Source organism: Niallia sp. FSL W8-1348, from assembly GCF_038006745.1.
GTDB lineage: Bacteria > Bacillota > Bacilli > Bacillales > Cytobacillaceae > Niallia > Niallia alba.
Map to the genome: position 1 here is coordinate 2,278,592 of NZ_JBBOVV010000001.1, position 26,107 is coordinate 2,304,698.

The 26,107-nt window shown below is 35.5% G+C and carries 25 protein-coding genes; 1 reads left to right on the forward strand and 24 read right to left on the reverse strand.

Annotation, left to right across the window (positions count from 1 at the left end):
• Positions 1-10 precede the first annotated feature (10 nt).
• The 21 genes from NST60_RS10930 to metG all read right to left on the reverse strand — a co-directional run bounded on the left by NST60_RS10930 (position 11) and on the right by metG (position 23,199).
• The gene (locus tag NST60_RS10930; RefSeq protein WP_341098778.1) at positions 11-1,108 is read right to left on the reverse strand and encodes a DUF1648 domain-containing protein; all 1,098 of its coding nucleotides are present in this window, start codon (positions 1,106-1,108) and stop codon (positions 11-13) included.
• A 3-nt stretch (positions 1,109-1,111) separates the two neighbouring features.
• Positions 1,112-1,498: a GntR family transcriptional regulator gene (locus tag NST60_RS10935; RefSeq protein ID WP_319005187.1), complete on the reverse strand. Its 387-nt coding sequence runs from the start codon at positions 1,496-1,498 to the stop codon at positions 1,112-1,114.
• Positions 1,499-1,688: 190 nt separating this feature from the next.
• A complete protein-coding gene (gene spoVT / locus NST60_RS10940) occupies positions 1,689-2,225 on the reverse strand; it encodes a stage V sporulation protein T (protein WP_016204741.1) in 537 nt (178 codons plus the stop codon).
• 610 nt (positions 2,226-2,835) lie between these two features.
• Positions 2,836-6,375 carry a transcription-repair coupling factor gene (mfd, locus tag NST60_RS10945; RefSeq protein WP_212121295.1) on the reverse strand — a complete coding sequence of 1,180 codons (3,540 nt, stop codon included), beginning with the start codon at positions 6,373-6,375 and terminating at the stop codon, positions 2,836-2,838.
• A gap of 782 nt (positions 6,376-7,157) precedes the next feature.
• The gene (locus NST60_RS10950; RefSeq protein ID WP_016204739.1) at positions 7,158-7,388 is read right to left on the reverse strand and encodes an anti-sigma-F factor Fin family protein; all 231 of its coding nucleotides are present in this window, start codon (positions 7,386-7,388) and stop codon (positions 7,158-7,160) included.
• Positions 7,389-7,482: 94 nt separating this feature from the next.
• Positions 7,483-8,046, reverse strand: coding sequence for an aminoacyl-tRNA hydrolase (gene pth / locus NST60_RS10955; RefSeq protein ID WP_016204738.1), 564 nt, complete (start codon positions 8,044-8,046; stop codon positions 7,483-7,485).
• A gap of 156 nt (positions 8,047-8,202) precedes the next feature.
• Positions 8,203-8,844, reverse strand: coding sequence for a 50S ribosomal protein L25/general stress protein Ctc (locus NST60_RS10960; protein WP_169187580.1), 642 nt, complete (start codon positions 8,842-8,844; stop codon positions 8,203-8,205).
• Positions 8,845-9,012: 168 nt separating this feature from the next.
• Positions 9,013-9,969: a ribose-phosphate diphosphokinase gene (locus tag NST60_RS10965; RefSeq protein ID WP_016204736.1), complete on the reverse strand. Its 957-nt coding sequence runs from the start codon at positions 9,967-9,969 to the stop codon at positions 9,013-9,015.
• An 88-nt stretch (positions 9,970-10,057) separates the two neighbouring features.
• The gene (gene glmU, locus NST60_RS10970; RefSeq protein WP_016204735.1) at positions 10,058-11,416 is read right to left on the reverse strand and encodes a bifunctional UDP-N-acetylglucosamine diphosphorylase/glucosamine-1-phosphate N-acetyltransferase GlmU; all 1,359 of its coding nucleotides are present in this window, start codon (positions 11,414-11,416) and stop codon (positions 10,058-10,060) included.
• 306 nt (positions 11,417-11,722) lie between these two features.
• Positions 11,723-12,013: a septation regulator SpoVG gene (gene spoVG, locus NST60_RS10975; RefSeq protein ID WP_026574035.1), complete on the reverse strand. Its 291-nt coding sequence runs from the start codon at positions 12,011-12,013 to the stop codon at positions 11,723-11,725.
• Between the two features lie 187 nt (positions 12,014-12,200).
• Entirely contained in the window at positions 12,201-12,575 is a 375-nt protein-coding gene (locus NST60_RS10980; protein ID WP_016204733.1) for a RidA family protein, read from the reverse strand.
• A 20-nt stretch (positions 12,576-12,595) separates the two neighbouring features.
• Positions 12,596-13,417 carry a pur operon repressor gene (gene purR, locus NST60_RS10985; protein WP_016204732.1) on the reverse strand — a complete coding sequence of 274 codons (822 nt, stop codon included), beginning with the start codon at positions 13,415-13,417 and terminating at the stop codon, positions 12,596-12,598.
• 55 nt (positions 13,418-13,472) lie between these two features.
• Positions 13,473-14,342 (reverse strand): 4-(cytidine 5'-diphospho)-2-C-methyl-D-erythritol kinase, encoded by an 870-nt coding sequence (gene ispE, locus NST60_RS10990; RefSeq protein ID WP_016204731.1) that lies wholly within the window; start codon positions 14,340-14,342, stop codon positions 13,473-13,475.
• A 409-nt stretch (positions 14,343-14,751) separates the two neighbouring features.
• Positions 14,752-14,934 (reverse strand): small, acid-soluble spore protein, alpha/beta type, encoded by a 183-nt coding sequence (locus tag NST60_RS10995; RefSeq protein ID WP_169187579.1) that lies wholly within the window; start codon positions 14,932-14,934, stop codon positions 14,752-14,754.
• Between the two features lie 209 nt (positions 14,935-15,143).
• On the reverse strand, positions 15,144-15,407 hold the full coding sequence (gene veg, locus NST60_RS11000; RefSeq protein ID WP_016204729.1) for a biofilm formation stimulator Veg: 264 nt from the start codon (positions 15,405-15,407) through the stop codon (positions 15,144-15,146).
• 339 nt (positions 15,408-15,746) lie between these two features.
• Positions 15,747-16,631, reverse strand: coding sequence for a sporulation peptidase YabG (yabG, locus tag NST60_RS11005; RefSeq protein WP_169187578.1), 885 nt, complete (start codon positions 16,629-16,631; stop codon positions 15,747-15,749).
• A gap of 359 nt (positions 16,632-16,990) precedes the next feature.
• The gene (rsmA, locus tag NST60_RS11010) at positions 16,991-17,869 is read right to left on the reverse strand and encodes a 16S rRNA (adenine(1518)-N(6)/adenine(1519)-N(6))-dimethyltransferase RsmA (RefSeq protein WP_016204727.1); all 879 of its coding nucleotides are present in this window, start codon (positions 17,867-17,869) and stop codon (positions 16,991-16,993) included.
• On the reverse strand, positions 17,862-18,422 hold the full coding sequence (gene rnmV, locus NST60_RS11015; protein WP_101728753.1) for a ribonuclease M5: 561 nt from the start codon (positions 18,420-18,422) through the stop codon (positions 17,862-17,864). Before rnmV ends, rsmA begins: the two co-directional genes overlap by 8 nt.
• Positions 18,423-18,695: 273 nt before the next feature.
• Positions 18,696-19,877: a G5 and 3D domain-containing protein gene (locus tag NST60_RS11020; RefSeq protein WP_169187576.1), complete on the reverse strand. Its 1,182-nt coding sequence runs from the start codon at positions 19,875-19,877 to the stop codon at positions 18,696-18,698.
• A 236-nt stretch (positions 19,878-20,113) separates the two neighbouring features.
• Positions 20,114-20,881, reverse strand: coding sequence for a TatD family hydrolase (locus NST60_RS11025; RefSeq protein ID WP_016204724.1), 768 nt, complete (start codon positions 20,879-20,881; stop codon positions 20,114-20,116).
• Positions 20,882-21,210: 329 nt separating this feature from the next.
• On the reverse strand, positions 21,211-23,199 hold the full coding sequence (gene metG, locus NST60_RS11030) for a methionine--tRNA ligase (protein ID WP_016204723.1): 1,989 nt from the start codon (positions 23,197-23,199) through the stop codon (positions 21,211-21,213).
• 467 nt (positions 23,200-23,666) lie between these two features.
• On the opposite strand from metG, the gene NST60_RS11035 reads away from it, so the two are divergent.
• The gene (locus NST60_RS11035) at positions 23,667-23,951 is read left to right on the forward strand and encodes an AbrB/MazE/SpoVT family DNA-binding domain-containing protein (protein WP_101728752.1); all 285 of its coding nucleotides are present in this window, start codon (positions 23,667-23,669) and stop codon (positions 23,949-23,951) included.
• A gap of 188 nt (positions 23,952-24,139) precedes the next feature.
• Here the strand turns inward: NST60_RS11035 and rsmI are convergent, their stop codons facing one another.
• The 3 genes from rsmI to NST60_RS11050 are packed head-to-tail and all read right to left on the reverse strand — an operon-like array spanning position 24,140 to position 26,001.
• Positions 24,140-25,003 (reverse strand): 16S rRNA (cytidine(1402)-2'-O)-methyltransferase, encoded by an 864-nt coding sequence (rsmI, locus tag NST60_RS11040; RefSeq protein WP_016204720.1) that lies wholly within the window; start codon positions 25,001-25,003, stop codon positions 24,140-24,142.
• A complete protein-coding gene (locus NST60_RS11045; RefSeq protein ID WP_169187575.1) occupies positions 24,981-25,268 on the reverse strand; it encodes a GIY-YIG nuclease family protein in 288 nt (95 codons plus the stop codon). The genes rsmI and NST60_RS11045 overlap by 23 nt, the downstream gene beginning before the upstream one ends.
• Positions 25,258-26,001: a tRNA1(Val) (adenine(37)-N6)-methyltransferase gene (locus tag NST60_RS11050; RefSeq protein ID WP_016204718.1), complete on the reverse strand. Its 744-nt coding sequence runs from the start codon at positions 25,999-26,001 to the stop codon at positions 25,258-25,260. Before NST60_RS11050 ends, NST60_RS11045 begins: the two co-directional genes overlap by 11 nt.
• Between the last annotated feature and the right edge of the window lie 106 nt (positions 26,002-26,107).

The following is a 26,107-nucleotide window of genomic DNA, read 5'->3' on the forward strand; positions in this document are numbered from 1 at the left end:
GCAAAACTAATTACATAAAGCTTAATAATAAAATAATAAGCAACGGAAGAAAGATGATAACATACCCAATAGGATTAGCAAAGTTTAGCGTCCATCCAATTCCAAAACGCTTTTCAACAAAAATAGAAGGATCATTTTTATTAAAGTAAAATAAGCCTCCCTTCCAGTAGCTATCCGTATCAAAAGAAGAGATTTCTTGTGTGGCGTGTTCCTTTCCATCCAACCCACGATTTAGTCTTTCTACCTTTATCGTAAATAGAATTGTCCCAATTAATATCAATACGGTAATGAGAATAGGAATAAGGAAAAGCAAGTAATCACTGAAGATATTATTGTATAAAGTTGTTAATTGTAAAAGGATAAAAAGCACAGTTACGGCAATAGAAGTAAGAAAACTGAACCAGCTTGAATATTTACGATACTTTAGCTGTCTATGCTTGGATGCTTGTTTATTGTTAGCAATCATTTTTATCCCTGATTTTTTTGTGGCAATATTAATTCCTAGAAACATAATCTGCATCGTTAGTAAAACAAGCAGCAAAGTCACAGCAGATAGGGGTGTCTTTGTTGTAAATCGATCTGGTTTCCCATCCGGTCCCCAGTGAACAGGTATTTCCGCTGGCAATATGTGATACTGCGTTATAGTAAAAAGAAGGAATCCTACTGTAATGATCATTGGAATAATAAATACATACCAAGGAAGCATCTCATCCTTTTGCCTAACTCCCAGTTCTGTTACATTGACTTCCTTTAGCTGCTCCTCCCACTTATTATCACGCTTTAACCAAAGCATTTTCCCATGAAAATAAAAATAAAGGCTTAAGCTCCAAAATAACATACCGAACAATAGTGACGTTCCGATAATGGCTACTTGATCTGCTTGGATATTATTAGCAGCTTGCCAAATGCAATAAGCAACAATACTAAGAATGGAGGGGATAATGACAAAAAGTGAATATCGTTTTTTATAGGTAGAAATTTGAGGATGCTTTATTTGTGTACTTGGAACTGAAACGCCAAATACGACTGTCTTTCTTATCAGAAAGGGGATGGCTGCTTCAAATAAGACCGTTATTAACAACATAATAATAAAAATAATAGCTTCCATTTTTTATGCCTCCTTCATTTTTTGAATAATCGATTTCATTAATCTTGTTATTTCTTCCTCCTTCATTCCTAGTACGATGGCTTCCACAATTGCCGGTTTTAAACTATCAGAGACTCTGTTCTGTTCTTCTGCTGTCACTCTCCTACTAATTGTCCGTATAACTGCACCTGATTTAGGAATAATTTGAATTAGTCCCTTTTTTTCTAATTGATGGTAACTTTTATTTACAGTATGCATATTGACACCCAAATCAGCTGCCAACGAACGAACAGAAGGTAGCATATCTCCGTCCTGTAATTCCTTTCTTATTATCCCTATCATAATTTGCATCGTAAGCTGTTCATAAATCGGCATTTCTAATTCAGGGTTTATTTGAATATACATCATCATCCACCTTAAACTGTTATACACTTATTATAACAAATTTGTTATAGTTTTAATAGAACAAATTTGTTATAGTTTTAATAGAACAATCTTATTTGTTAAGATACTTCCTAAAAACAAAAAAGTCGACAACTCCTTTCCGAGTTTGTCGACAGTTTAAGGCATATAAAGATTAGTAAAAAACGTTATGCAATCATTATGATTCCATTTGGCGAGCTAAAAATCCTGCTGCAGTCTCTACAGCCTTTTTCTCTACATCACCAAGTGAGTCTTCTTTTGCGAAAATGACAACTGCTCCAATTGGATCACCATTTGCAATGATAGGACCAATTGTATAAGCTGAAATTGTTTCAGTATTACCATCTACTAATGCTACTTGGTCTTGTTGATTCATAAGAATTGAACTTCTATCTTCCATTGCCTTTTCCACTACACTACTAATATTTTTATTCAGATAATCTTTCTTCGATCCACCCGAAACCGCAATGTAAGAATCTCTGTCACAAATTAGCACCGCATTTCCTAAACTATCATAGAGAGCTTCGGCATACTCTTTTGCAAAATCACTTAATTCACTAATCGGTGAATATTTCTTTAAAATCACTTCTCCATCTCGATCAACAAAAATCTCTAATGGATCACCTTCACGAATTCGTAATGTTCTTCTGATTTCTTTTGGGATAACGACACGACCCAAATCATCGATTCGACGCACAATTCCAGTTGCTTTCATTCCGTGTTGCCTCACTTTCATCAGATGATTTTTTAAATTGGTGAATGCATTCTCACTATACATGAAATGTTCACCATATTTAAACATAGTATCTTTCATATGGTAAGTTCTATACATTAAACATGCAAAATTTTCTCTAGGTAGCTTTATTTTCCTTGGTGAATATTTCACTTACTGAAAAATATTTACCATATCATCCATCCACGGGAAGTTCACTTCCCAAATCGGGGATGAAACATTTATCTATTCAAGTACTGAACTTAGATGTCATCAATCAGAAAACTTTTTAACTTTTATTTATTTTGTTTATACCCTTGTCCCTCCATATTAAACATTCCTTTTACGTAATATTCTTTATAATTACGGGTATGAAAAAGAAGCTCTCCTAATGGAGAGCTTCTCAGACTGTAGACAAACTCCTTGAAATTTGAGGTTTTTACCTATGGTCTTTTTTGTTGATTTCCACTACAGGGGTTCGCTCCTGCAGGGTCTCGGTCTTTCTCGAATCTCCCTTAGGAGCCTTACCTATCCGCTCCAACCAACATGGTTGCATCAAGTTAGTCTAGAATTCTAATTCCGACAAACTTTCCTACTTAAAATTTTCTTTTCATCATTTTGTAACTTGCTCTGGTTCTTTTTTAAATGTATTTAACGCTTCTACCATTTCGTGACACGCTTTAAGCCATTTTTCTTTTTCGACACCTTTTACATGGAAAATCATTTTTAGTTTTCTTCCATCCATGCCAAGACCAATCATTCGACCATATTTAGAACTTTTCTCAAATATTTTTTGTCCATCCATACGATCACTACCTTGTTCTGATAACAGAATGAGAACTTCATCCTTTGTTTGTTTAATCAATTCTACTCCCGCTTGCTTTCCATAAATCTTCATTTCTGTGATTTTGAAAAGATAAGAAACTTCCTCTGGATAGTCTCCAAAACGGTCGATTAATTCTTCTCTTAGTTCTTCCATATCCTCTAAGGTTGTAACACCTCTAAACCTTTTATACATCTCAATCTTTTGCTGTCCATCACTAATATAAAAATCTGGAATATAAGCATCAATATCTAAATCAATTTCAATTGTCTGTTTTTGTTCTTCCGTTATCGTTCCTCTTCTCTCTTCTATTGCCTCTTTTAGCATTTGAGAGTATAAATCAAACCCGACCGAATCAATAAATCCATGCTGTTGAGCACCGAGAAGGTTTCCAGCCCCACGAATAGTTAAGTCACGCATAGCGATTTTAAAACCAGATCCTAATTCTGTAAACTCTTTAATTGCCTGCAGTCTCTTTTCTGCCACTTCTGTTAGGACTTTATCTTTCTTATACGTAAAATAGGCATAGGCTACTCGATTAGAACGCCCAACTCTTCCCCTCAATTGATATAACTGGGACAACCCCATACGATCTGCATCCTGAACAATTAATGTATTTACATTAGGAATATCTACTCCTGTTTCAATAATCGTTGTACTTACTAAAACATCGTATTCTCCCTCTAAAAACCCGATCATTACTGATTCTAATTCATTTTCCGTCATTTTCCCGTGAGCATAGGTAACCCTTGCATCAGGGACTAACATGGAAATTTCTTCGGCCTTTCTTTCAATGTCTTCCACACGATTATATAGAAAATAAATCTGCCCATTTCTCGCAAGTTCTCTTTCAATAGCTTCTCTTACAAGCCCACCATTGTATTCCATAACATAGGTTTGAATAGGGAATCTATTTTCAGGAGGTGTTTCGATAACAGATAAATCTCGTACACCTAACATAGACATATGGAGTGTTCTAGGAATTGGAGTTGCCGTTAGTGTCAACACATCAATATTAGTTTTTAATTGTTTAATCTTCTCCTTATGCGTTACCCCAAATCGTTGTTCCTCATCAATAATCAATAAGCCCAAATCTCGATATGATATATCTTTTGATAGAATCCGATGTGTACCTACAACAATATCAATCGTTCCCGCCTTCAACCCTTTGATTGTATCGTTTTGCTGCTTTCTTGTCCGGAATCTACTTAGCAAACCAATTTCTATCGGGTAGTCTTGAAAACGCTCTCTCAACGTTTCATAATGCTGTTGTGCCAAGATAGTCGTTGGAACTAAGAAGGCAACTTGTTTTCCGTCAGCTATCGCTTTAAAAGCTGCTCGGATAGCAACTTCTGTCTTTCCATAACCAACATCTCCACAAAGAAGGCGGTCCATCGGTCTTTCTCTTTCCATATCTATTTTTATCTCATGAATAGATCGTAATTGATCCTCCGTTTCCTGGTAAGCAAATGCCGCTTCAAATTCCCGCTGCATTTCTCCATCTGGAGAAAAGGCATAACCAACAGAAGCTTCACGTTCTGCATATAGCTTGATAAGATCATCAGCTATATCTTGAACAGAAGATTCTACCTTTTTCTTTACTTTCTTCCAGTCATTACCACCTAATTTGTATATTTTCGGTTCTTTACTCTCTGAACCTACATATTTTTGTACTAAATCGATTTGTTCAACCGGAACATAGAGCTTATCATTGCCTTGGTAGCGCAAATGTAAATAATCCTTATGAACTCCATTTATTTGAAGTGTTTCAATTCCAAGATATTTACCAATTCCATGGTTGACATGGACTACATAGTCACCAACATTTAACTCAGAATAACTCTTTATACGTTCTGCATTTGTTAGTTTCTGTCTTCTTTTCGATATTTTTTTAGTCTTCGTTTTAAATAATTCTTCTTCCGTTATTACCGCTAATTTTAAAATAGAAAGCTCAAATCCTGACTGGAGATGACCTTCTACCAGTTGAATTTTCCCTTCGGAAATTTTCTTAGCATTCTTTTGAACCATTACTTCCATATCGTAGTCTTGTAAAACTTGCTCTAATTTTTCTAGACGTTCCTCACTGTTACCAAGTAATACGACAGTATAATGGTTCTTCTTCCATCTTTCCATTTCTGCTTTTAGCACATTCATTTGTCCATGGAAATTTTGCATTTGTTTGCAAGAAACATTAATTATATTTTGCGGATTAGTATTTGGTACATGACGCAAAAATAAAGATAAATAAACAATCGGTTGTTTTGCTTGATGTAAAAGATGATTAGTACTTTGCGATAAGGTTAATCCATGAATGATTTCCCCCTCACCTAATAAGCTCGTATACCAATCAGCTTCTTCCTTCTCAAGCGTGTCATTCATTTCTTGCACTCTACTAATTTCATCGATAATTAAAAAGCCGTTATTTGGTAAATAATCTACTAAACTGACATGTTCTCCATAAAGGATGGATAGGTATTTATATATCTGTTCTGGCTTCTGTCCATTTCGTAGCTGTTCTATTTCGCTACCGATGTTTTGTGTTAGTAATGTTTTGGTTGCTTCATCTTTTATTTTTTTTAAACTTTCAGCTAAGCCCTTTTCAAGCTTTTCTATTAGGTTGCTAACCGCCTTTTCATCATAAAGAATCTCTGTAGCAGGACCAATGCTAACGGTTTCCTTCTTTTCCTTCGAGCGTTGATCTTCAAGTGAGAACGCTCTAATGGAATCAATCTCTGTATCAAATAATTCAATACGAAGTGGATCTTCTTCTGTTAATGGATAAATATCCAAAATTCCACCACGCACACTAAATTCTCCCGGTGATGCAACCATCTCCGAGCGAACATACCCCATATGAACGAGTTTCAATAAAAATGCTTCTAAATCTAAATCCTGCCCAATTTCAAGCTTTAACTGAGCTTCCTTCCATAACTTTTTAGGAGGAAGTAGCTTTCTCAAACCTGCTACTGGTACAATCATTATTCCCGATTTTTTCTTCGCCCAATAGTTCAATACTTCTATACGCTGAGCCTTAAGTTCAGGACTCGCAATGCTAATTTCCGCCGCAATTAATTCATTAGCCGGATAAAGAAAAACATCCTTTTCATCCACTATATTGGTAATATCGTCATAAAGCTTTTGTGCCTGCAATAAATTATGCGTTACGATTAATAACGGTTTCTTTGTTCTTTCATAAATAGAAGTCATATATAAAGTACGTGCTGAATTAGAAAGCCCTGAAACTAATTGCTCATGTAATCCAGCATCTAACCCAGAAATGACGTTTTGTATATCTTCTTGCTGTTTAAATAAATCTTTTAACCCTAACAAAAAATTTTCCCTCCCATTCGAAAGCAAAGGCACCATAAAAGTGGTGCAGAGCTAGTTTATTTCAAGTATTTAGTAAAATGGTTACCCCTAGCTACTAGCCCTTTTATCTTTAAGGTTTAAATCAATCCTAATAATTTGTTTCTCTTTTACATGAAGATTTATAATTGCAATCTATTTGTTTCCTCATAAAAGACCTTAGTATATAAGGTCTTTCAAAAATCTTAAAATTTGAAGTTCTCCATACATCATATAAGCAATTCCGCTAAAAGGAAGAAGAAATACTTCTTAATGTTGTTATATACGAGATATCTTGCCTATATTCCTGCAATACAAAAGAAAACATATATACAGACAACGGAAAAATGAGGCTGGGACATAAGTATTCCAGCCAAGGATAATTCCGAACAATTATACGAAGATGCTAATGAATGTTCCGTATAATTGTTCGGGCTTTTATTTGTTTTTCAAAGGATGTTTCCATGAAGTTTGGTGCGATTCCCCGCAGCCGGAATACACTTCGCTTTCCATGGGGCTCGCGCTGAGCCGCTTCGGCCTGTGGCCTGCAGGGTCTCAGACTGTCTCGCTAATCCCATAGGAGTCTTCGTGTATTCCGGCTGCTCTGTTTTTCCAACTAATTATATTTCCTCTTGTAAAAAGTATGCGAAAGCAGCCGCTATTTACTAGCTATATTAGAAATTGTTCGTCTTTACAGAGTATCTATTTAGTTATGTCCCATCCTCTTTTTCCCGAATTAAAAACTGCCATTTTATTTGAGCGCGCTTTTAATGAATCAAATAATCATTTTCATAATAACCAGGATTTTTCGATAATGATTCTTGACAATCTTCACAAATAGATTTTACCTCAACATCTCCTGTTTGATGGTACTGAATCATTTCGGAGCGGTCTTCTTCTGTTAAATGATCAAAACCTAATCGATTTGTTTCTACTGATTCCACATCAATTGACCCTATATGCACACCACAATGTCTGCAATGATAGTGTATAGCCATTCCAAGGCCTCCTTACTAGACATTAAATATAATGCTAGTATTAACCTATTCGAATGCAAATATAACCAAAACAACTGGAATGCACCTATATAGCTTACTGGATATTATATTTATTCATTACTTGCAAAAAAGGTTCCTCTGTCCAATGTGCACAAGCATCTGCACATTTCTGGATAGTCCCTTCTAATATATCCATCTCTTCCTTTGTAAATTTCCCAAGGACATAATCTACAACCTTCATTCCATTTTTCGGGCGATCAATCCCGACTCTTATACGATTAAATTTTTCAGTCCCCACATGAAGAATGGTTGACTTAATTCCATTATGTCCGCCAGAGCTTCCTTTTTGACGAAGTCTTATCTTTCCGACCGGCAAGTCTAAATCATCATAAATAACTACTAAATCTTCTGGCTGTAAATCGTAATAGTCCATAATAGGACGAATAGATTCTCCGGAAAGATTCATATATGTAAGCGGCTTTAATAAAATTATCTTTTCACCGCCAATATTTCCCATTCCAAAATTCCCTTTGAATTTTGCTTTATCTAATGGAATATTATAATGGCTTGATAAAAAATCAACTACTTCAAACCCGATATTATGTCTTGTTCTATCATATTGCTTACCTGGATTTCCAAGTCCTACGATTAATTTCATTTGAATCCCCCTGCTTTTAATTCTATACTTATAAACCATACAAGAAAAAGGTTTGGCCAATAGAAAGCTAATCGGTCAAACCTTTTCTTGCTTATGTTTTTTTAGAAACCTTCTTTCTAAAAAACGTACAGGGAGAATATATTTGAATGGATCGGATTACTCTTCTGCTGTATCTGGCTTTGTTTCTCTGCCTTCTACATTATCAGGCATTCCTTCTTCTTGTTGTTCTCCTGTACTAATTTCCTCTTCCTGTCTTGGTGCAAGAATGGATGCTATTACTTCTTCTTGTTCATGATTAATTTCTATTTTATCATAACCCTTAACATCTCCGACAGTAATCGTATCTCCTACTTGAAGATCTGTTACATCAATATCAATACTAGTCGGTATATCATTAGGTTTTGCTGTAACTGTTAATTCATGTAGAGCCTGTTGCATAACGCCTCCATCTTTTACTCCAGCTGCTTCGCCTACTAGAGATACCCTTACTGGTGCACTGATTGCTTTTGATAAATCTACTGCTAAAAAGTCCACATGTACGATGCCGCGTTTAATTGGATCAGAATCATATTCATTTAAAACAACATTATAGGTTTCTCCGTCAATATCTAACGAAATAACACCATTTCTTCCAACCTCTCGAATTGTTTTTAGGAAATTCGCTTCATTTAAAGAGATCGCTGTATTTTCTACTTTTGATCCATAAACGATACCTGGAATTTCTCCCTCATTTCTTAATTTCGTTAAGTTTGAATGCTTTTCCGTCGTACGTTTTTTTGCCTGTAAAGTTGCTGTCATGATTTCACCTTCCATTATTTATTCAAATGAACACTCTTATATAAAAAATGCCCTAAATGGAAGATATTTAAACATAAAGAATTTGCTTTCCTCTGTAAAAAGCAAACCATAATACTAATAGTCGCCTGCCTTAAGACAAGCGACTATCCGTAATCATATAGAGTACTATCAATCAAACAAGAAACTTACAGACTGATCTTGGTGAACGCGAAGAATAGCCTCACCTAATAAATCAGCTACTGATAATTGAATAACATTAGCAGAAAGTTTCTTATCTCCCAGTTCAATAGAGTTTGTTACAACTAGCTCTTTAATTTTAGAATTGTTGATTCTTTCCATGGCGGGTCCTGATAATACAGGATGTGTACAGCATGCATAAACCTCTTTCGCGCCATTTTCAGCAAGAGCATTGGCACCAAGTGTAATAGTTCCAGCTGTATCAATAATATCATCAATCAGAATAGCAATTTTCCCTTCGATATTACCAACAATATTCATTACTTCCGCCACATTTGGCTTTGGTCGTCTTTTATCAATAATAGCAATCGGTGCCTTTAATCGTTCTGCAAGCTTTCTTGCTCTTGTAACACCGCCATGATCTGGAGAAACAATAACAAGTTCTCCATCGAATTCACGTTGACTGAAATAGTTACCTAGAATTGGTACACCCATCAAGTGATCAATCGGAATATCAAAGAAACCTTGAATTTGTGGTGCATGCAAGTCTAATGTAATAACACGAGTTGCGCCAGCAGTTTCTAGTAAGTTAGCTACTAATTTTGCTGTAATTGGTTCACGAGCTCTTGCTTTTCTGTCTTGTCTAGCATACCCATAATAAGGAATTACTAGGTTAATCGTCTTAGCTGATGCACGTTTTAATGCATCAATCATGATTAATAATTCCATAATATGCTCGTTAACAGGTGCACTAGTTGACTGAATAACATATACGTCACAACCACGGATACTCTCTTCAATATTAATTTGAATTTCTCCATCGCTAAAACGTGTTACAGAACATTTCCCTAATTCTACTCCAATTGACTCGGCAATTTCCCCCGCTAATTCTGGATTAGAGTTTAAACTGAATACCTTCAAATTTGGATCTAAATTCTTAACTGGCATGCTGAACCTCCACTGGTCTTTTTCCACTAATAGTACGAAGAATGAAGTATAGCTATTATTACAAATTATTCTTCTTTGTTTAACCTTTTTATTTACGTTTATAATTCTCTTTATTAACTTGGCGGGCACGTGCAATAGAAAGTGCCTCAGACGGAACGTCATCTGTAATGGTGGAGCCTGCTGCAACATAAGCTCCTTTACCAATTGTGACAGGTGCAATTAAATTGGAATTACAGCCAATAAATGCGCCATCTTCTATCGTAGTCAAAAACTTATTTTTCCCATCATAATTAACCGTGATTGTACCACAACCTATATTCACATCACTGCCGACGCTCGCATCTCCAATATAACTTAAGTGAGATGCTTTACTTCCTTTTCCGAATGTTGCTTTTTTAATTTCAACAAAGTTTCCGATTTTCACTTCATCATCAATGATAGATGCTGGACGAATATGTGCAAATGGTCCAATATTTACGTCAGAACCAATGCTGCTATCATGGGCAACAGACTGTTTGATAGCCGTATTATTTCCTACAACACAATTTTTTATTTCTGTATTTGGCCCAATCGTGCAATCTGAACCAATTACAGCATTTCCTGAAATCGTACTTCCTGGGTATATTACGGTATCTTCTTTAATTGTTACGCCTGCTTCAATATAAGTATTTAACGGATCAATAATCGTTACGCCGTTACGCATATGCTGTTCATTGATTCGCTTTCTCATAATTGATTCTGCTTCTGATAAAGCAATCCGATCATTCACACCAATTGTTTCATTGAAATCAATTGTTTGGAACGCACTAACTGTTTCTCCCTGTTGTTTCAAAATCTCAATAACATCTGGCAAATAATATTCACCTTGCACATTTTCATTTGAAACATTATTTAAAGCCTGAAATAACAAAGCATTATCAAATACATAGGTACCTGTATTAATTTCTGTTATTTTTCTTTCTGCTTCCGTTGCATCCTTATGCTCAACAATTTTTTCTACTACCCCCATTTGATTACGAATAATTCTGCCATAACCATCTGGATTACTTGCCTTTGCCGTTAAAATGGTTGCCTTCGCTCCCACTTTCTCATGGTGTAAAAAGAGTGCCTCTATCGTCTCACTTGTCATAAGTGGGGTATCTCCACAAACGACAAGTGTCACTCCTTCTTTGTCTCCAAGAAGATCTTTTGCTTGTATTACTGCATGTGCCGTTCCAAGCTGCTCTTGTTGGTATACGTAATTCACACTATTACCAAGCTGCGCTTTTACTTTTTCTGAACCGTGGCCAATTACTGTTACGATTGAATCCACTTGTAGCTTTTCTACTTGATCTACAACGTGCTGTACCATCGGCTTTCCACAAACAGGATGAAGTACTTTATAAAGTTTTGACTTCATTCTAGTTCCCTGTCCTGCGGCTAAAATCACTGCGTAACGAGTTGTCATTCACAGGCCTCCAATAACCTTTTTATCCACTAAAAAATATATCTTAAATAACTCTTGATTTCAAGGAAGGATTCACAATTTATGTACGCTTCTTTCTAAAAGGTGTTTTTAGATTGTAACATTTTCCTTTTTTCACATAAGCAAATCTTCTAAAAACAAGGATACTGTAGAAAAAATTTCTGTCTCTCTTATGATACTAAAAGTATTGATTGTTTTCATTGGAAAATCAAGGGGTATATAGGAAAGAAATAGGTGGCAAAAAAAAGAGCCTTACTCTTAAGAAGTAGGCTCTAGCTGTAGATTATTTTAGGAAGCTCCAGCTTCTTCAAATTCAATTTCTAATTCACCCAGGCGGTGGTATTCTGCCAAAACTGCTTCCTGGATTTTTCCTCTTGTACCAGAGTTAATTGGATGCGCGATATCCCTAAATTCACCATCCGGTGTTCGTTTACTTGGCATCGCTACAAATAATCCATTATTTCCGTCAATTACCCTAATATCGTGAACAACAAATTCATTATCTAGTGTAATAGAGGCAATAGCTCTCATTCGTCCATCCGTATTAACTCGGCGTAGCCTTACATCAGTTACTTCCATCCTGTTCACCACCTTTACTAGAAGATAAAATCTAGTTATTAAATTCAACAGAATTTTCATAACTCCTTCTTAAAAGGTGAAATTTTTTAGAATATTTAGGATAAAATAAAGAAAATATGCCGAAAAGTGATAAATTCCTCTATTTTTCCACTTTACCTTCGACTATCTTCCTTTTTCTGTAAGTAACTTATTTACAAAGAGCAATTACTTCGATTTCTACTAATACATCTTTAGGAAGTCTAGCTACTTCCACACAAGAACGAGCAGGTTTATGAGTAGAGAAATACTCCCCATATACTTCATTGATCGCTTGGAAGTCTTCCATATTTTTAATAAATACAGTTGCTTTCACCACTGTTTCAAAGGATGCACCAGCCTCTTCTAAAACTGCTGCTAAATTCTTAAACACTTGGTGTGTCTGTGTTTGAACGTCCCCTTCTACTAAGGTACCTTCTGCAGTTAAAGGAATTTGTCCAGAACTGAAAAATAGATTATTTACAATAATTCCTTGAGAATACGGTCCGATAGCTGCTGGTGCATTGCTTGTTTGAACAACTTTCATTTATCATTTCCCCCTAAGGTCTACTTTTTGTCAAAATAATTACCATTTTCCACAGAAATTTTCTTTTCTTTTACATCAACACCTGATAATTTGACTAGTGATAAATAATCATCTACTAATCTTTCCTCAGCCTCTTCAGCTTCCACTAATACTGCTATTCCCGCAACACTTGCATTGAATTCCTCTAATAGACTAATCATGCCATTGATCGTACCGCCAGCCTTCATAAAGTCATCCACAATTAAAACTTTGGAACCATCTTCTAAACTTCTTTTAGACAGTAGCATCGTTTGGATTCTTTTAGTTGAACCAGAAACATAATTGATACTCACAGTAGAACCTTCTGTTACTTTGCTATCTCTTCTAACCATAACCACAGGAACATTTAAATAAGTTCCTACTGCATATGCTAAAGGAATTCCCTTTGTAGCAACTGTCATCACTACATCTATGTCAGTATCAGCAAAAGCTGATGCAAAAAGTTTTCCAACTTTTTGAACGATAGCCGTATTTCCCAGTATATCATTCATATAGAGGTATCCACCTGGTAAAAGCCTTTCTGGACTTTTAATCAAATCACAAAGCTCTTCTACAAATGGTTTAGCTTCCTCTTCACTGACTCTTACTTGATATTTTACTCCACCGGCTGCTCCTGGCAATGTATGCAAGGTACCAATTCCTCTTTGCTCAAATGTTTCTTTAATAATAGCCAAATCCTCACTTATGGAAGACTTGGCTGAGCCGTACTTTTCTGCAAAATAAGAAAGAGATACTAACTGCCTAGGATGCTCCAGCAAGTAATTCGTCATGTCTATTAAACGCTCACTACGACGAAACTTCATAACCGAACCCCCAAAACCCGAATATTTAAGGACAATTTTACATTATTATACGGATTTAATCAAGAGTATGTCGATGTCCAATCATTCGGACAGCAAACACTTGATCACAAAACCCTCTTAATCCATTGTAAACGCGGTTCATTCTTGAATCATGTTGAATTAATCCAAAAACAGTGGGACCACTCCCGCTCATAAGAACGGCATCTGCCCCAAACTTACATATTTGTTCTTTAATTTGAGCGACCTCGGGATATAAGGATAAAGTGACATTTTCTAGTACATTCCCGACGTTTTCACACATCAAATCATAATCCTTTGATGAAATGGACTCAATCATTTTCTCCGTATTGGGATGCTCAATTGTCTCTACATCTAGTCTTTTATAAATATCTGCTGTTGATACACCGATAAATGGTTTCGCCAATATCACCCAACAAACTGGCGGCGCAGGCAATTCTTTAATGATTTCCCCTCTTCCAGTTGCTAGTGCCGTCCCTCCGTATACGCAAAAAGACACATCAGACCCTATTTCAGCTCCAATGACGGCCAATTCATCCAATGTTAACCCTAAATCCCATAACTTATTTAGACCGCGTAATACGGCCGCTGCATCACTGCTGCCTCCAGCAAGACCTGCTGCAACAGGAATGTTTTTCTCTATTTTTATTTCTACACCTTTTTTTACATTAAACTTTTCTTTTAATATAATTGCCGCCTGATAAGCAAGATTTCTTTGGTCATCAGGAACAAATCTATTAAGAGAAATTATTTTTATTACATCGCTGTCTAGCAGTGCTAGTTCAATTCTATCTGCTAAATCAATTGTTGTCATAATCATTTCTACTTCATGATACCCATCTGGTCTCTTATGAAGCACATCTAATGACAGATTGATTTTAGCTGGCGCTTTAACCAAAAGCTTCAATATTTCCACCCACTTAACAAATTTCATCATTTACTTTTTTCCCCCACCTAACGAAGGAGGCCTTTCCAAGGAGGTAATAATAGTAGGCTAGACGAACTTTATCTTTTACCTTATTCCGTACCTAACAAGCATTATGCTCATCTAATCTTCTATATGGATATAGTGATTTTACCACAAATCATTCTCTTACATACAATAGAGATTACGTTTTCCCGATAATTTATCATTCATTTTATGATGGATTCTAACTCCCCATTACTTTGGAACAAAAAAGAACCTATCATTAACCCTAATATCTATACCATTTGTCGATAATATAGATATAAGCTAATGATAGATTCTATTGTACCGTGGGTAACTCCATTATGATTATAATACAAAAAAGATGGACGTAAAGTGACTTTTGAAGTTACTCTTTATTTTGAGTAAGAAGACTTTGCTCTGCTATTTCTATTGCTCTTTTGACCATATCCCCTGCATCTCTTGCGCGAATACCGCCCCAGCCCTCTTTCTGAACTACATCATAGAAACCAAGTTCTTTTGCTAATTCTTCCTTTAGCCCTTCAGACATAATCCCTTTTCGTCTACCCAAAGTGAATCTCTCCTTTCATCACCCACGGTATGTTTAGTATGTAACCATCACTAGTTTTTCATGTTATCTATTTGTTGCCAAAACTTATGCTTATTTATACATTTACAATCGACTTTATTTAAATATCATTATTATTATTTGTATTTTTCCCATGAAAAAAGCAGCAAACAAATTGTTCACTGCCGCTTAATGCTTTCAAGCAATAATAGTTAGCTTAAAGCAATTTGTCCTGATGTATCCTCAAAGAAGGTAATTTGAACCGTTTCTGTTAAAACATCTGCATAGCTGTATGATACACGTTCAAATGCATTTTCATCCTGATCTAACTCCACTACAAATACAGATGGATAAGTCTCTGCTAATACTCCTGAACGTTCTATTGTCTTGCGACGACCGCCATTTGCCTTCAGCATAAGCCTTTTTCCTAAATTTGAATCAAGAGCTTTTTTTATATCTGATAATGTTTTTGCCATTCGGTCCACCTCACTGTGTAAAGTATATCACACTGACATAACAGAGTCAAATAAAAACATAAATTATAACAGTCTTTTTCAGAAGTTGTCAATATTTTTTATTCTTATTTTTCTCCAATTTTTCAACAAAGATAGTTTGCACAATGTGAGGATAAATATGTAGAAAAATTCAATATTTTTCTACTATCTATTAATTACCATTAATATGAAGTGGCTAAACAAAAAAGTAGTCTTCCTGTTACTACCATAAATGAAGCACATAGATTATTGTAATAGTCCATAACCAGGACACCTGTATACAATGATATTCAGCTGTCTAAGGCTTACTTGCTATCTGCATCATACCTCTTCTGATTGATTTGTATGATATGGCATACCTGCTCGAAGGACTCCTTTCGTTTCAATTCCCCCTAACCCTTTTTCGCCAGTTAGTGTATTCCTTAAAACATCCCAAACGTTTACTCTTTCCATAAATGGCGTAAAGCTAATTTTTGCAACAATATAAACCGGATCAAGCGCATGAATATTTACTCTTGAAGGGGAACTAGCAAAATTGGCTCCTGCATAAATCAGAGATTCAAAGTGAGATTGACAAGCTCCAGCAAAGATGACTAACTGATCCAAATTAGGAAGCTTCTTTCTCGCCTCTCTGACGGTCTGTACAAAATATTTTGAATGGCGGTATGCATTGATATCATTCTTTTCTCCTAACGCCTTAGAATAAGCGTCATGACCTGTTATAACTAGTATATCTGGGCGATAGTAATCCAGCAAACTCCCTATCTTACCAGGCATCTCTTTTTCATTACAATGCACTCCATTTACAGGTATCCCGATTTTTTCATATAAGGTGAGACATTTTTTTAAATAGTTGGGATCTCCATCAATATGAAGCACTTTTCCTGGTAATTGAAAATAGTTAGAAGGTTTGCTATAAGCTTCAGTTACTTGATACTCCTGCTTTCTTCTTAAGAGATTCACATCTTGTCGAAATAACTGGAGAGATTGTTCCTCCATCAACTGCACTTTTTGTGAAATCTTCCGTTGCATTGGCTGATTAACTAACACTAAATCTTCGTATGGAGCATCAGCAATTAGTCGAAAATCCTCTCCATAAAGAATGGCTATTTTTTTGCCATTCACTTCTTTTGTATCGATGATTCGAAATAATAGATCACAATTATAAGACTCTCTACCGACGATATCCATGATATTTATAGTCACTGTCGTCACTCCAATTAACCCAAACACACTTCTGAGTGTTTATTAGTATTCAATATCTATCTCTGATAAATTATGCATATGTCTATAAAGTTGTGAGCAATTCGAAAGAGAAGAATCGAAACATAAAGAAAACTAACCATCAGTGGGGACTTTTCCTCATCCCCCACTGATGGTTAGTTGCACTTATTGGACCTTTACGGACAGTTTATCCCCCACCTGACTTCCTCGATTTTCCGCAGCTTAGTTAGAGATTTTACCGTCCGTTAAGAGTGGGATAAAAAAAGTGCACGAAAGTTTTTTCTCCCCTTATATTTTTGGGGGAAGAGAAAACTAACCTGTGCACCTTTTTGTATCATCAATTAGCTAAACTTTTCATACAGCGCATCGCTTAACTTCGCAAACTCTTCGATAGACAATGATTCTCCGCGCCTAGAAGGTTCGATATTCGCTTGGTTAAGCGCCTCTATAATGTCTGCCTTCTTTTCTTTTCCTCTCTCTAATTGGCTCGATAGATTATTGAGGATGGTTTTTCTTCTTTGTGCAAAACTTGCTCTTGTTACTTGAAAGAAAAAGTCTTCATTTATTACTACAACAGACGGTGTTTCCCTGATAGTAAGACGAATAACAGCTGAATCTACATTTGGTTGTGGAACAAAAACAGTTTTTGGAACAATCATGACTACTTCTGGTTTCGTATAATACTGAATAGCAATGGACAGAGAACCATATTCCTTCGTTCCTGGTTTAGCAGAAATTCGTTCCGCCACCTCTTTTTGAAGCATAACGACAATTCCTCTCAAAGGAAGCTTTTCTTCTAAAATCTTCATAATAATCGGTGTGGTAACATAATAAGGCAAATTAGCAACGAGCATAACATCACGAATATCACTAAACTCTGTGTCTAACATTTCTTTTACGTTAGCTTTTAAAATATCCTGATGAATAATTTTTGCATGTGGATATGGCTCGAGTGTTTCCTTTAAAATAGGCAATAGACGTTGGTCGATTTCATAGGCAACAACCTTTTTGCTGCGCTTTGCTAATTGTTCTGTTAATGCACCAATTCCAGGACCAACTTCAATTGCACCAGATTCTTCTGTTAGCTGTGCATGATCCACAATATTTCGTAAAATGTTTGTATCAATCAAAAAATTCTGTCCTAAGCTTTTCTTAAAAGAAAAACCATACTTATCTAGAATTGCTCTTGTTCGTGCAGGTGTTGCTATATCTTTATACATTCTTATCCTCCTGGCGTATTTCCTTAATGGCTTGTGCAAATTCTTCCTTTGTAATATGAAACATCAATAGTCTTTTATAAAGTTGTTTCCCATTTGTATACCCGATTTTAAGAAACTTACCTAACTGTTCTCTACGTTCCTTAGAATCAGCACCGCCAATTAATCCCGCATCAATTAAATCTTCTTTTGAAATTTCTTCTATTATTGCTTCCTGCATAGGATGAGCATCTTTTAATGCCTCTCGAATTGCCTCTACTGAAGCGTGTTCCACCCCAACCCCTTTTCCATGCTTATGAATAGCAAGTTCTTTTGGAATAAAGGCATGTTTACAATCTGGAATATGCTTTTCAATTGTATGACGAATTTTTTGACCAGGATAGTCTGGGTCAGTCAATACAATAACTCCTCTTGTTTTTTGCGCTAGCTTTATTTTATCCAATGTTTCCTGATTAATTGCTGATCCATTTGTTTCGATTGTATCTGCATCAACCGCTCGCTTAATAGCGGTAGTATCATCTCGTCCTTCCACTACTATTATTTCTTTAATCTTCATGGAACCTCCAAAAAAAATAATTATAAATTTGAAAAAAAAATGAAACATAATTGTAACATGAATCGTCTATATATACAGAGAGAGAGAAAAATTATAATCATTATCATTATAGCTAATATTTTTGTTTTAACAAATGGCTGTTTTCTGCAGTCAATTACAAGTAAGAACATGTTAAAAGAAGCAAAGAAAAAGACAGAGGAATGCTTCCTCTGCCAGATTGCCTATCTTTTTATCCATGAGAAATCATGGATAAGTGTCGAGATTTACTAATTGTTAATTAATTATTTTAATCTTGACTTGCTTGTTACCCCAACGGTAAGCTTCTGCTTTTGTAGCAAAGAAAACATCAATTTTCTGCCCTTTTACACTTCCGCCTGTATCCGCTGCAACAGCATAGCCATAGCCTTCTACATAAACCTTTGTTCCCAATGGGATAAAGCTTGGGTCGACAGCAATTACTTTCGCATTCGGATTAGCCTTCAGATCAATCCCAGTAGCCGTCCGGCCAGAACATCCATTACAGCTAGCAGTATACGCTGTTGAATTGACATATACTTCTTGCCCGCTTTCTTCGCCTCGGGATGCAAGTTGTACGACTTCGCCTTTTGTTCCAACAGATACAATTTTATCCTGCTTTTCTTTCACTGTTGTTTCACTGAGTAATTTTCGGGAAATCTCTTTGCCATTTTCCTTCGTAACTTCATACTTTTTAGAGACTAACCCTTCTGTACCCTCTTTAAGTACTTTTTCTGTTCCGTGAGGAAGATCATCGTCTTTTTGGGTGATTACGGCAAAATTAATCGGTTGTTCCACTACATCGGTGACCTTTTCTATTCTTGTTATATGAACAACAGTTTCCTCTTTCACTTTTTCCTTTAGAGCTGGTTCAACTCGGTCTAATTTTTCAAGTGATATTTTATGTTGTGTTAAAAAGTCAGCGACCGTAGTCGAAGTGGACCATACTTGTTTTTTCTTTCCTGCGTCTACTAGTGTTACTGGAAATGCTGTATGTACGACAACTTCCATGTTATGTTCTATTGCATTGTTTTCTTTCTGATTGATCTGATCATGCTCGTTCAAAGAAATTTTTTGTTCTTCTAAAAATTCCTTAACAGTATCTACTGTTGTCCAAACCGTTTTCTTCTCGTCGTCTTTTTGCAGTTCAACCTGTTTAGCTTTCTTCCAGACAACTTCTAGGTTATCTGTAACTTTTGTGTTTAACGAGGGAAACACATAATCTTCTGAGCCAACGGTAATGTCTAAGTCATCAAATATTTGTTGTATAGTAGATGAGTGCGTCTCGATGATTTGTTCTTTACCGTTTAGCGTTAGTGCCACTGTATTTTTAGTAGTTTCATAAATTAAAAATCCTAAGCTACTCGCAAAAACGATGAAACTAGCTAAAAAGATGGACACTTTTTTCCTGCTCAAAGATTTCGAAAACAGGTTTTTCATGTTTTTGATTACGATGAAAAACGCCTCCTTTTCTCTCGGAGTGATTATATAGAGTATCATGTCCGCTGTCAACCCTTAAGAATCTTTGAACGTATATCTTATTATGCAAAAAAAACAGGCGAAAGGGAAGAAAGAAATCTCGACATAATTAGTCTATGAGAAAGGAAAGCGATGTAGAACGATTAAAAATGAATGAGGTTTGGACAAGCTCTTTCTTCATTCGACAAAAACCTTTATCAGTTTATGCCGAATAATTTTTTTGCATTTTCTGTTGTTTTCGAAGCAACTTCTTCATAAGACACTCCTTTAATTGCCGCAATCTCTTCCGCTACTAGTTTTACGTAACTTGGTTCATTCCTCTTACCTCTAAATGGTGTTGGTGCTAAATATGGACAGTCTGTTTCAATTAATAAATGATCTAATGAAATAGCTTCTGCAACCTCTTTTGGTTTGCGAGCATTTTTAAAAGTAACTGTTCCACCTAATGAAATATAAAAATTCATATTTATGCATTCAAGTGCTGTCTCTACACTTCCACCATAGCAATGCATAATGCCACCAACCTCTTTTGCCTCTTCTTCCTTTAAGATTTCTACAATATCAGCAGTAGCTTCTCGATTATGAATAACTATCGGTAGTTTCACTTTTTTTGCCAGTCTAATTTGTTTTCTAAATACTTCTTTTTGAATATCCTTTGGCGATTTATCCCAATGATAATCTAGACCCATCTCGCCTATTGCAATTACTTTTGGATGTCTTGACAATTCTTCAATCCAAACTAAGTCCTCCTCTACCATATCAATAGCATCTACCGGATGCCACCCTATACTTGCATATACAAAGTCATATTGTTCAATGAGCTCCATTGCCTTGGTAATAGTAGGTCTATCAAACCCAACAACCACCATTTTTTCCAACCCTGCATCAAGTGCACGCTGTATCACTTCTTCTACATCTTCTTGAAACTCATTTGCATTAATATGTGTATGTGTATCAAATAACATGATATCCATCCCTCCACCTTTTGTTAGATATACTTACATTTTTTTGTTAGGCAAGCTATATTCGGAAAGTAATTGTTGCATAAATACACTCCGCTTTCCGTGACTCCAAGTTCTCCCTTGTCTTGCCACTTCCCATGGCTTCTGTACGTATTCAGCCTGCTCAGTATTACCTTTTACATTTTTTCTATTGAAAAAGAACAACCGTTAGAAAACAGCCTGGATGAAAGAAGAAAAACATAGAGATGTTTAAAATATGGATTTCTCGCCGATTCCCTTAAAAATATCGGCGAGTTTATCCACTAAAAACATCTCCATGTTTTTCATTCATTTTATTTTACTTTTGCACCTAATGGTAAAGCTTCTGCTATTGTTGCAAGAGATAATTCACCGTCATGACTTCCAGCTAAAATCATTCCTTGCGAAAGTTCTCCTCTTAGTTTAACCGGTTTTAGATTGGTTACACAAATAACCTTTCTTCCGACTAAATCTTCTGGAGAATAGTACTTAGCGATCCCAGAAACAACTTGTCGTTTCTCATAGCCCAAATCTAATTGCAACTTTAATAACTTGTCTGCTTTTTTGACAGGCTCTGCTTCAATAACTTGTGCAACACGTAAGTCAACTTTCATAAAGTCATCTATTGTAATTTCCTCTACTTCCGGTACTTCCTGAACTTCTGGTTTTTTCTCTTCTTCTTTTTGAGGTCCCTTCATTTCTCCTTTGATAAATTCTACTTCTTCTTGAATATCTAATCTAGGGAAAATAGGTTCTCCTTTTTCTACTACAGTGCCTGAAGGAATTACCCCAAAACGTTCAAGACTATCCCAAGTTTGTAAAGATGCGTCTTGAATGTTCAATTGTTTAAAAATCTTGTCAGGCGTTCTTGTTAAGAATGGCTTTAGTAATATAGCAATTCTTCTTAACGATTCTGCTAAATGATTCATCACAACTGCTAACTCTTCCGTTTTTTCCTCTTTTGCTAATACCCATGGTTGCGTCTCATCAATATATTTATTATTTCTGCTAATTAATTGCCATAATGTTGTTAATACAACAGAGAACTCCATATTTTCCATATGCTCCGTGTACTTTTCTGCTGTTGCTCTATGTGCCTCAACAAGAGATTTTTCAAATGTTCCTTCTGAACCTTTATAAGTAGGAATTTCTCCGTTAAAGTATTTATTGATCATCGCCACCGTACGATTTAATAAATTCCCTAAGTCATTGGCTAAATCAAAATTTACTCTTTCTACAAATGCCTCTGGAGTAAATACACCATCTGATCCAAACGGAACTTCTCTTAGTAAATAGTAACGTAGAGCATCTAATCCATAGCGATCGATTAATGTTACTGGATTAACTACATTTCCTTTAGACTTGGACATTTTTCCATCCTTCATAAGAATCCAGCCATGTGCAAATACTTTCTTCGGCAATGGTAGATCTAATGCCATAAGCATAATTGGCCAATAAATAGTATGGAAACGTACAATTTCCTTCCCCACTAAGTGGACATTTGCAGGCCAAAACTTCTTATATAATGTTTCATCATCTGAACCATATCCTAGAGCAGTAATGTAATTAGAAAGTGCATCTATCCACACATAAACAACATGCTTCGGATCTCCTGGAACTTTAATTCCCCAATCAAAAGTTGTTCTTGAAACCGCGAGATCTTCCAATCCCGGTTTAATAAAGTTATTAATCATTTCATTCTTGCGGGATTCTGGCTGAATAAATTCTGGATTTTCCTCATAAAAAGCTAATAAGCGATCAGCATATTTTCCCATTCTAAAGAAATAAGACTCTTCCTTTACTAATTCTACTGGATGGCCACTATCAGGACTCTTCCCTCCAATAACTTTTCCATTTTCATCATAAATTGGATCAACTAACTGCAGTTCTGTGTAATAAGTTTCGTCTGAAACAGAATACCAGCCTTGATACTCATCTAAATAAATATCACCTTGATCTACTAATTTCTTAAACATTTTTTCGACAATATCTGTATGTCTTTTTTCTGTTGTACGAATAAAATCATCATAGGAAATATCTAGTTTATCCCATAATTCTTTAATCCCAGCGACAATTTCATCTACATATTGAATAGGCGTAATCCCCGCTTCTTCTGCTTTTCGCTGAATTTTTTGTCCATGTTCATCCGTCCCAGTTAAGTAACGAACTTCATAGCCTCTCAGTCGTTTATAACGGGCCATTGCATCTCCAGCAACTGTTGTGTAAGCATGTCCAATATGTAAATTGCCACTTGGATAATAAATTGGCGTAGTAAGATAAAAAGTTTTTTCTTGATCCTTCACTTAGTTTCCTCCTATATATATGTATACAATATGTACCTATAGTAAAATAACCGCTATTACTATTGTAACCATTCTTCTTTTTTATCGAAACAAAAAAGTATAAGAACATTCGTAAACCGCATAATCATTGCCATTTTTTCCTTTTATCCCATCAAAATATACCTAAAATCAATAGTTAATGCAACAGACATTTTTCTGTCTGTAGGAAAAGAAGTAAAATTGTAGGTTTTTGTCGAAAAAAGAACAAAAATAGAACAAATAGACCATACCAATTTATTCCAATAAATATTTAAATATTGCACACCACCTTAGAAAAACCTAATTTAATAAGGTTTATAAAATACATTAATTTCAAAATAAAATAATTGACGTTTATGGGAATGGCTGGTATTATAATGACATACAAAGAAATTTGTCGAAAATTAGCGAAAAAAATATAAATATTTACTTTTGGGAGGAGAAATGAAATGAAATCTACAGGTATTGTTCGTAAAGTTGATGAATTAGGTCGTGTGGTTATTCCAATCGAATTAAGACGTACATTAGGAATTGCAGAAAAGGATGCTCTAGAAATTTATGTAGATGATGAAAAAATCATCTTAAAAAAATATAAACCAAATATGACTTGCCAAGTTACTGGAGAAGTTTCAGATGATAACTTATCTTTAGCTGGTGGTAAATTAATTCTTAGCCGTGAGGGTGCTGAGAAATTAATTGAAGAAATTAAAAGCAACTTTGAACTTTCAAAATAAGATTAAAATAACAAATGTGTAAGTGCTTTACTCATTTAACTAGTCTTTATGTTCTACTGAAAGCTTCTTGAAATGACTACTCAAAGAGAAGAGCTTATTCATTCTTTTTTATAAAATAAAGGGCTGCCGCCTTAAAAGGGAACATTATGCTATTTTTACTGTTCCAATTTAAGGCAGTAGCCCTTTTCTTATTCAATATGATATTCTTGATAAACGTCTCTTTTTTGCATTCCTCTATCTAACGCTGTTTTTTTGATTGCTTCTTTTACTGTAATATCCTCTTTTTGTACATAGTAATCTACTTGCTGGACAATTGTTAACTCATCCCACCAATTATCTTCTTCCGCTTGTAATTCACCCTGTTCGATAACCAAACAAAACTCTCCTCGGATTTCTTCTGACTGAGACCAAGCAATTGCTTCTTCAACCGTGCCTCGAATGAATTCCTCATATAGCTTTGTTAGCTCTCTACATAAAGTAATTTTTCTATTACCGAGAATCTCCATTATTAAAACTAATGTTTCTTTTAAGCGATGTGGTGATTCATATAATAATATTGTACCAGGAACATTCTTTAGGAAAAGCAGTTCCTTTTTCTTTTCCTTCTTTTGTCGATGAAGGAATCCATAAAAATAAAAAGGATGTGTTGGAAGGCCGGAAGCTATAAGGGATGTTAAGGCTGCATTGGCTCCTGGCAGGGGGATAACTGGAATTCCTTGATCAATTGCATCTAAAACAAGCTCATAGCCCGGATCTGCAATAGTAGGCATTCCTGCATCACTAACTAAAGCAATTACTTTTTCCTCTTTCAAAGCTTGTATTATCTTATGACCGCTTGTCTCTTTATTATGCTCATGATAGCTAATAACCGGGGTGGTGATTTCAAAGTAATTACAAAGCTTTTTCGTATTACGTGTATCTTCAGCTGCAATAATATCTGCCTCTTTTAAAATCCTGATTGCTCGAAAACTCATATCCTCCAAATTCCCGATAGGTGTAGGTACTAAATATAAAGATCCATTCTTTTCTTTAAAACTTTTTTGTTGTCTCATGTGCTTCACCAACTTCCTTCATTAAAAACTTCTCTTTCTTCTTTCTATCCAATTGTTTAAAGGCATACTCTGCTTTCATAGCCTCTTGCTTTGTTTGGAACTCCTCATGATAAATAATAGACACTGGCAAACGACCCCTTGTGTATTTTGCCCCTTTTCCTTCATTATGTGTTTTCAAACGCTTTTGAAGATCATTTGTATATCCTGCATAATAGCTTCCATCATTACACATCAATACATAAAAATAATGTCCTTTACTTTCCATAGAGTATCTTACTCATTTCCTCTGTATAATTGTTGCCATCTTCATAAACAAATAACGGAGGTAACACCTTTAGATCAGGTTTTCCATCTTTTATTGCTTCCACTAGTAAAATATTCGCTTCTTTCCCTTCCTTTGGATATACAAATCGTATACGCTTCGGCTCCAGTCGATTAGCTCTCATCAAAGAAATAATATCTAATAGTCTTCCTGGCCGATGAACAAAAGCTACTTTACCGCCTTGCTTAACTAGTTGACTGGATATACGAATGGTATCTTCTAATGTACAAAGAAGTTCATGTCTCGCAATAGCAAGATGTTCATTTATATTAATTTCCTCAATAGAATTAGTCTTCTTAAAGTAGGGTGGATTACAAGTTACCGTATCATACTTCTCATAACCGAGTAAGCTAGGGGCCTCCTTAATATCACCATGAATCATTTTTATCTTTTTTTCTAAATGATTATACTGAATACTTCGATTTGCCATATCGTACAATCGTTCCTGAATCTCAACTCCAATAATATCTCCTTCTGTTCGAAGTGATAAAAAGAGCGGAATAACTCCATTACCACTACATAAATCCACAACTTTCCCTCTTTTTAAGGGAACAGACACAAAATCAGCTAATAATACTGCATCTAATGAGAAAGAGAACACAGATGGACTTTGAATAATTCTTAACCGTTCATCCAGTAAATAATCTAATCTTTCGTCTCCAATTAATGGAACCACTCTTTCTTTCCCTCCATTTTACTTATTTCTTGCATAGAAAAAGAGATGCCTCAAGAAGAAAGAGTCATCCCGCACAATACGATCATTGTATTGCTTACATACTCGG

Bases quoted from the DNA above. Each gene is read 5' to 3' on its own strand.
- NST60_RS10930 (WP_341098778.1), bottom strand. From the start codon at position 1,108: ATGGAAGCTATTATTTTTATTATTATGTTGTTAATAACGGTCTTATTT.
- NST60_RS10935 (WP_319005187.1), bottom strand. From the start codon at position 1,498: ATGATGATGTATATTCAAATAAACCCTGAATTAGAAATGCCGATTTAT.
- spoVT (WP_016204741.1), bottom strand. From the start codon at position 2,225: ATGAAAGCAACTGGAATTGTGCGTCGAATCGATGATTTGGGTCGTGTC.
- NST60_RS10950 (WP_016204739.1), bottom strand. From the start codon at position 7,388: ATGGCTATACACTATCATTGCAGACATTGTGGTGTGCATATAGGGTCA.
- pth (WP_016204738.1), bottom strand. From the start codon at position 8,046: ATGAAATTAATCGTAGGACTTGGAAATCCAGGTAAGCAATATGATAGA.
- NST60_RS10960 (WP_169187580.1), bottom strand. From the start codon at position 8,844: ATGACAGCAACTTTACAGGCAAAAAAACGTACGACGGAAAAGCATTCA.
- NST60_RS10965 (WP_016204736.1), bottom strand. From the start codon at position 9,969: ATGCCAGTTAAGAATTTAGATCCAAATTTGAAGGTATTCAGTTTAAAC.
- glmU (WP_016204735.1), bottom strand. From the start codon at position 11,416: ATGACAACTCGTTACGCAGTGATTTTAGCCGCAGGACAGGGAACTAGA.
- spoVG (WP_026574035.1), bottom strand. From the start codon at position 12,013: ATGGAAGTAACTGATGTAAGGCTACGCCGAGTTAATACGGATGGACGA.
- NST60_RS10980 (WP_016204733.1), bottom strand. From the start codon at position 12,575: ATGAAAGTTGTTCAAACAAGCAATGCACCAGCAGCTATCGGACCGTAT.
- purR (WP_016204732.1), bottom strand. From the start codon at position 13,417: ATGAAGTTTCGTCGTAGTGAGCGTTTAATAGACATGACGAATTACTTG.
- veg (WP_016204729.1), bottom strand. From the start codon at position 15,407: ATGGCAAAAACATTATCAGATATAAAAAAAGCTCTTGATTCAAATTTA.
- rsmA (WP_016204727.1), bottom strand. From the start codon at position 17,869: ATGTATAAAGATATAGCAACACCTGCACGAACAAGAGCAATTCTAGAT.
- rnmV (WP_101728753.1), bottom strand. From the start codon at position 18,422: ATGAAGATTAAAGAAATAATAGTAGTGGAAGGACGAGATGATACTACC.
- NST60_RS11020 (WP_169187576.1), bottom strand. From the start codon at position 19,877: ATGAAAAACCTGTTTTCGAAATCTTTGAGCAGGAAAAAAGTGTCCATC.
- NST60_RS11025 (WP_016204724.1), bottom strand. From the start codon at position 20,881: ATGTTATTTGATACACATACACATATTAATGCAAATGAGTTTCAAGAA.
- NST60_RS11035 (WP_101728752.1), top strand. From the start codon at position 23,667: ATGAAATCTACAGGTATTGTTCGTAAAGTTGATGAATTAGGTCGTGTG.
- rsmI (WP_016204720.1), bottom strand. From the start codon at position 25,003: ATGAGACAACAAAAAAGTTTTAAAGAAAAGAATGGATCTTTATATTTA.
- NST60_RS11045 (WP_169187575.1), bottom strand. From the start codon at position 25,268: ATGGAAAGTAAAGGACATTATTTTTATGTATTGATGTGTAATGATGGA.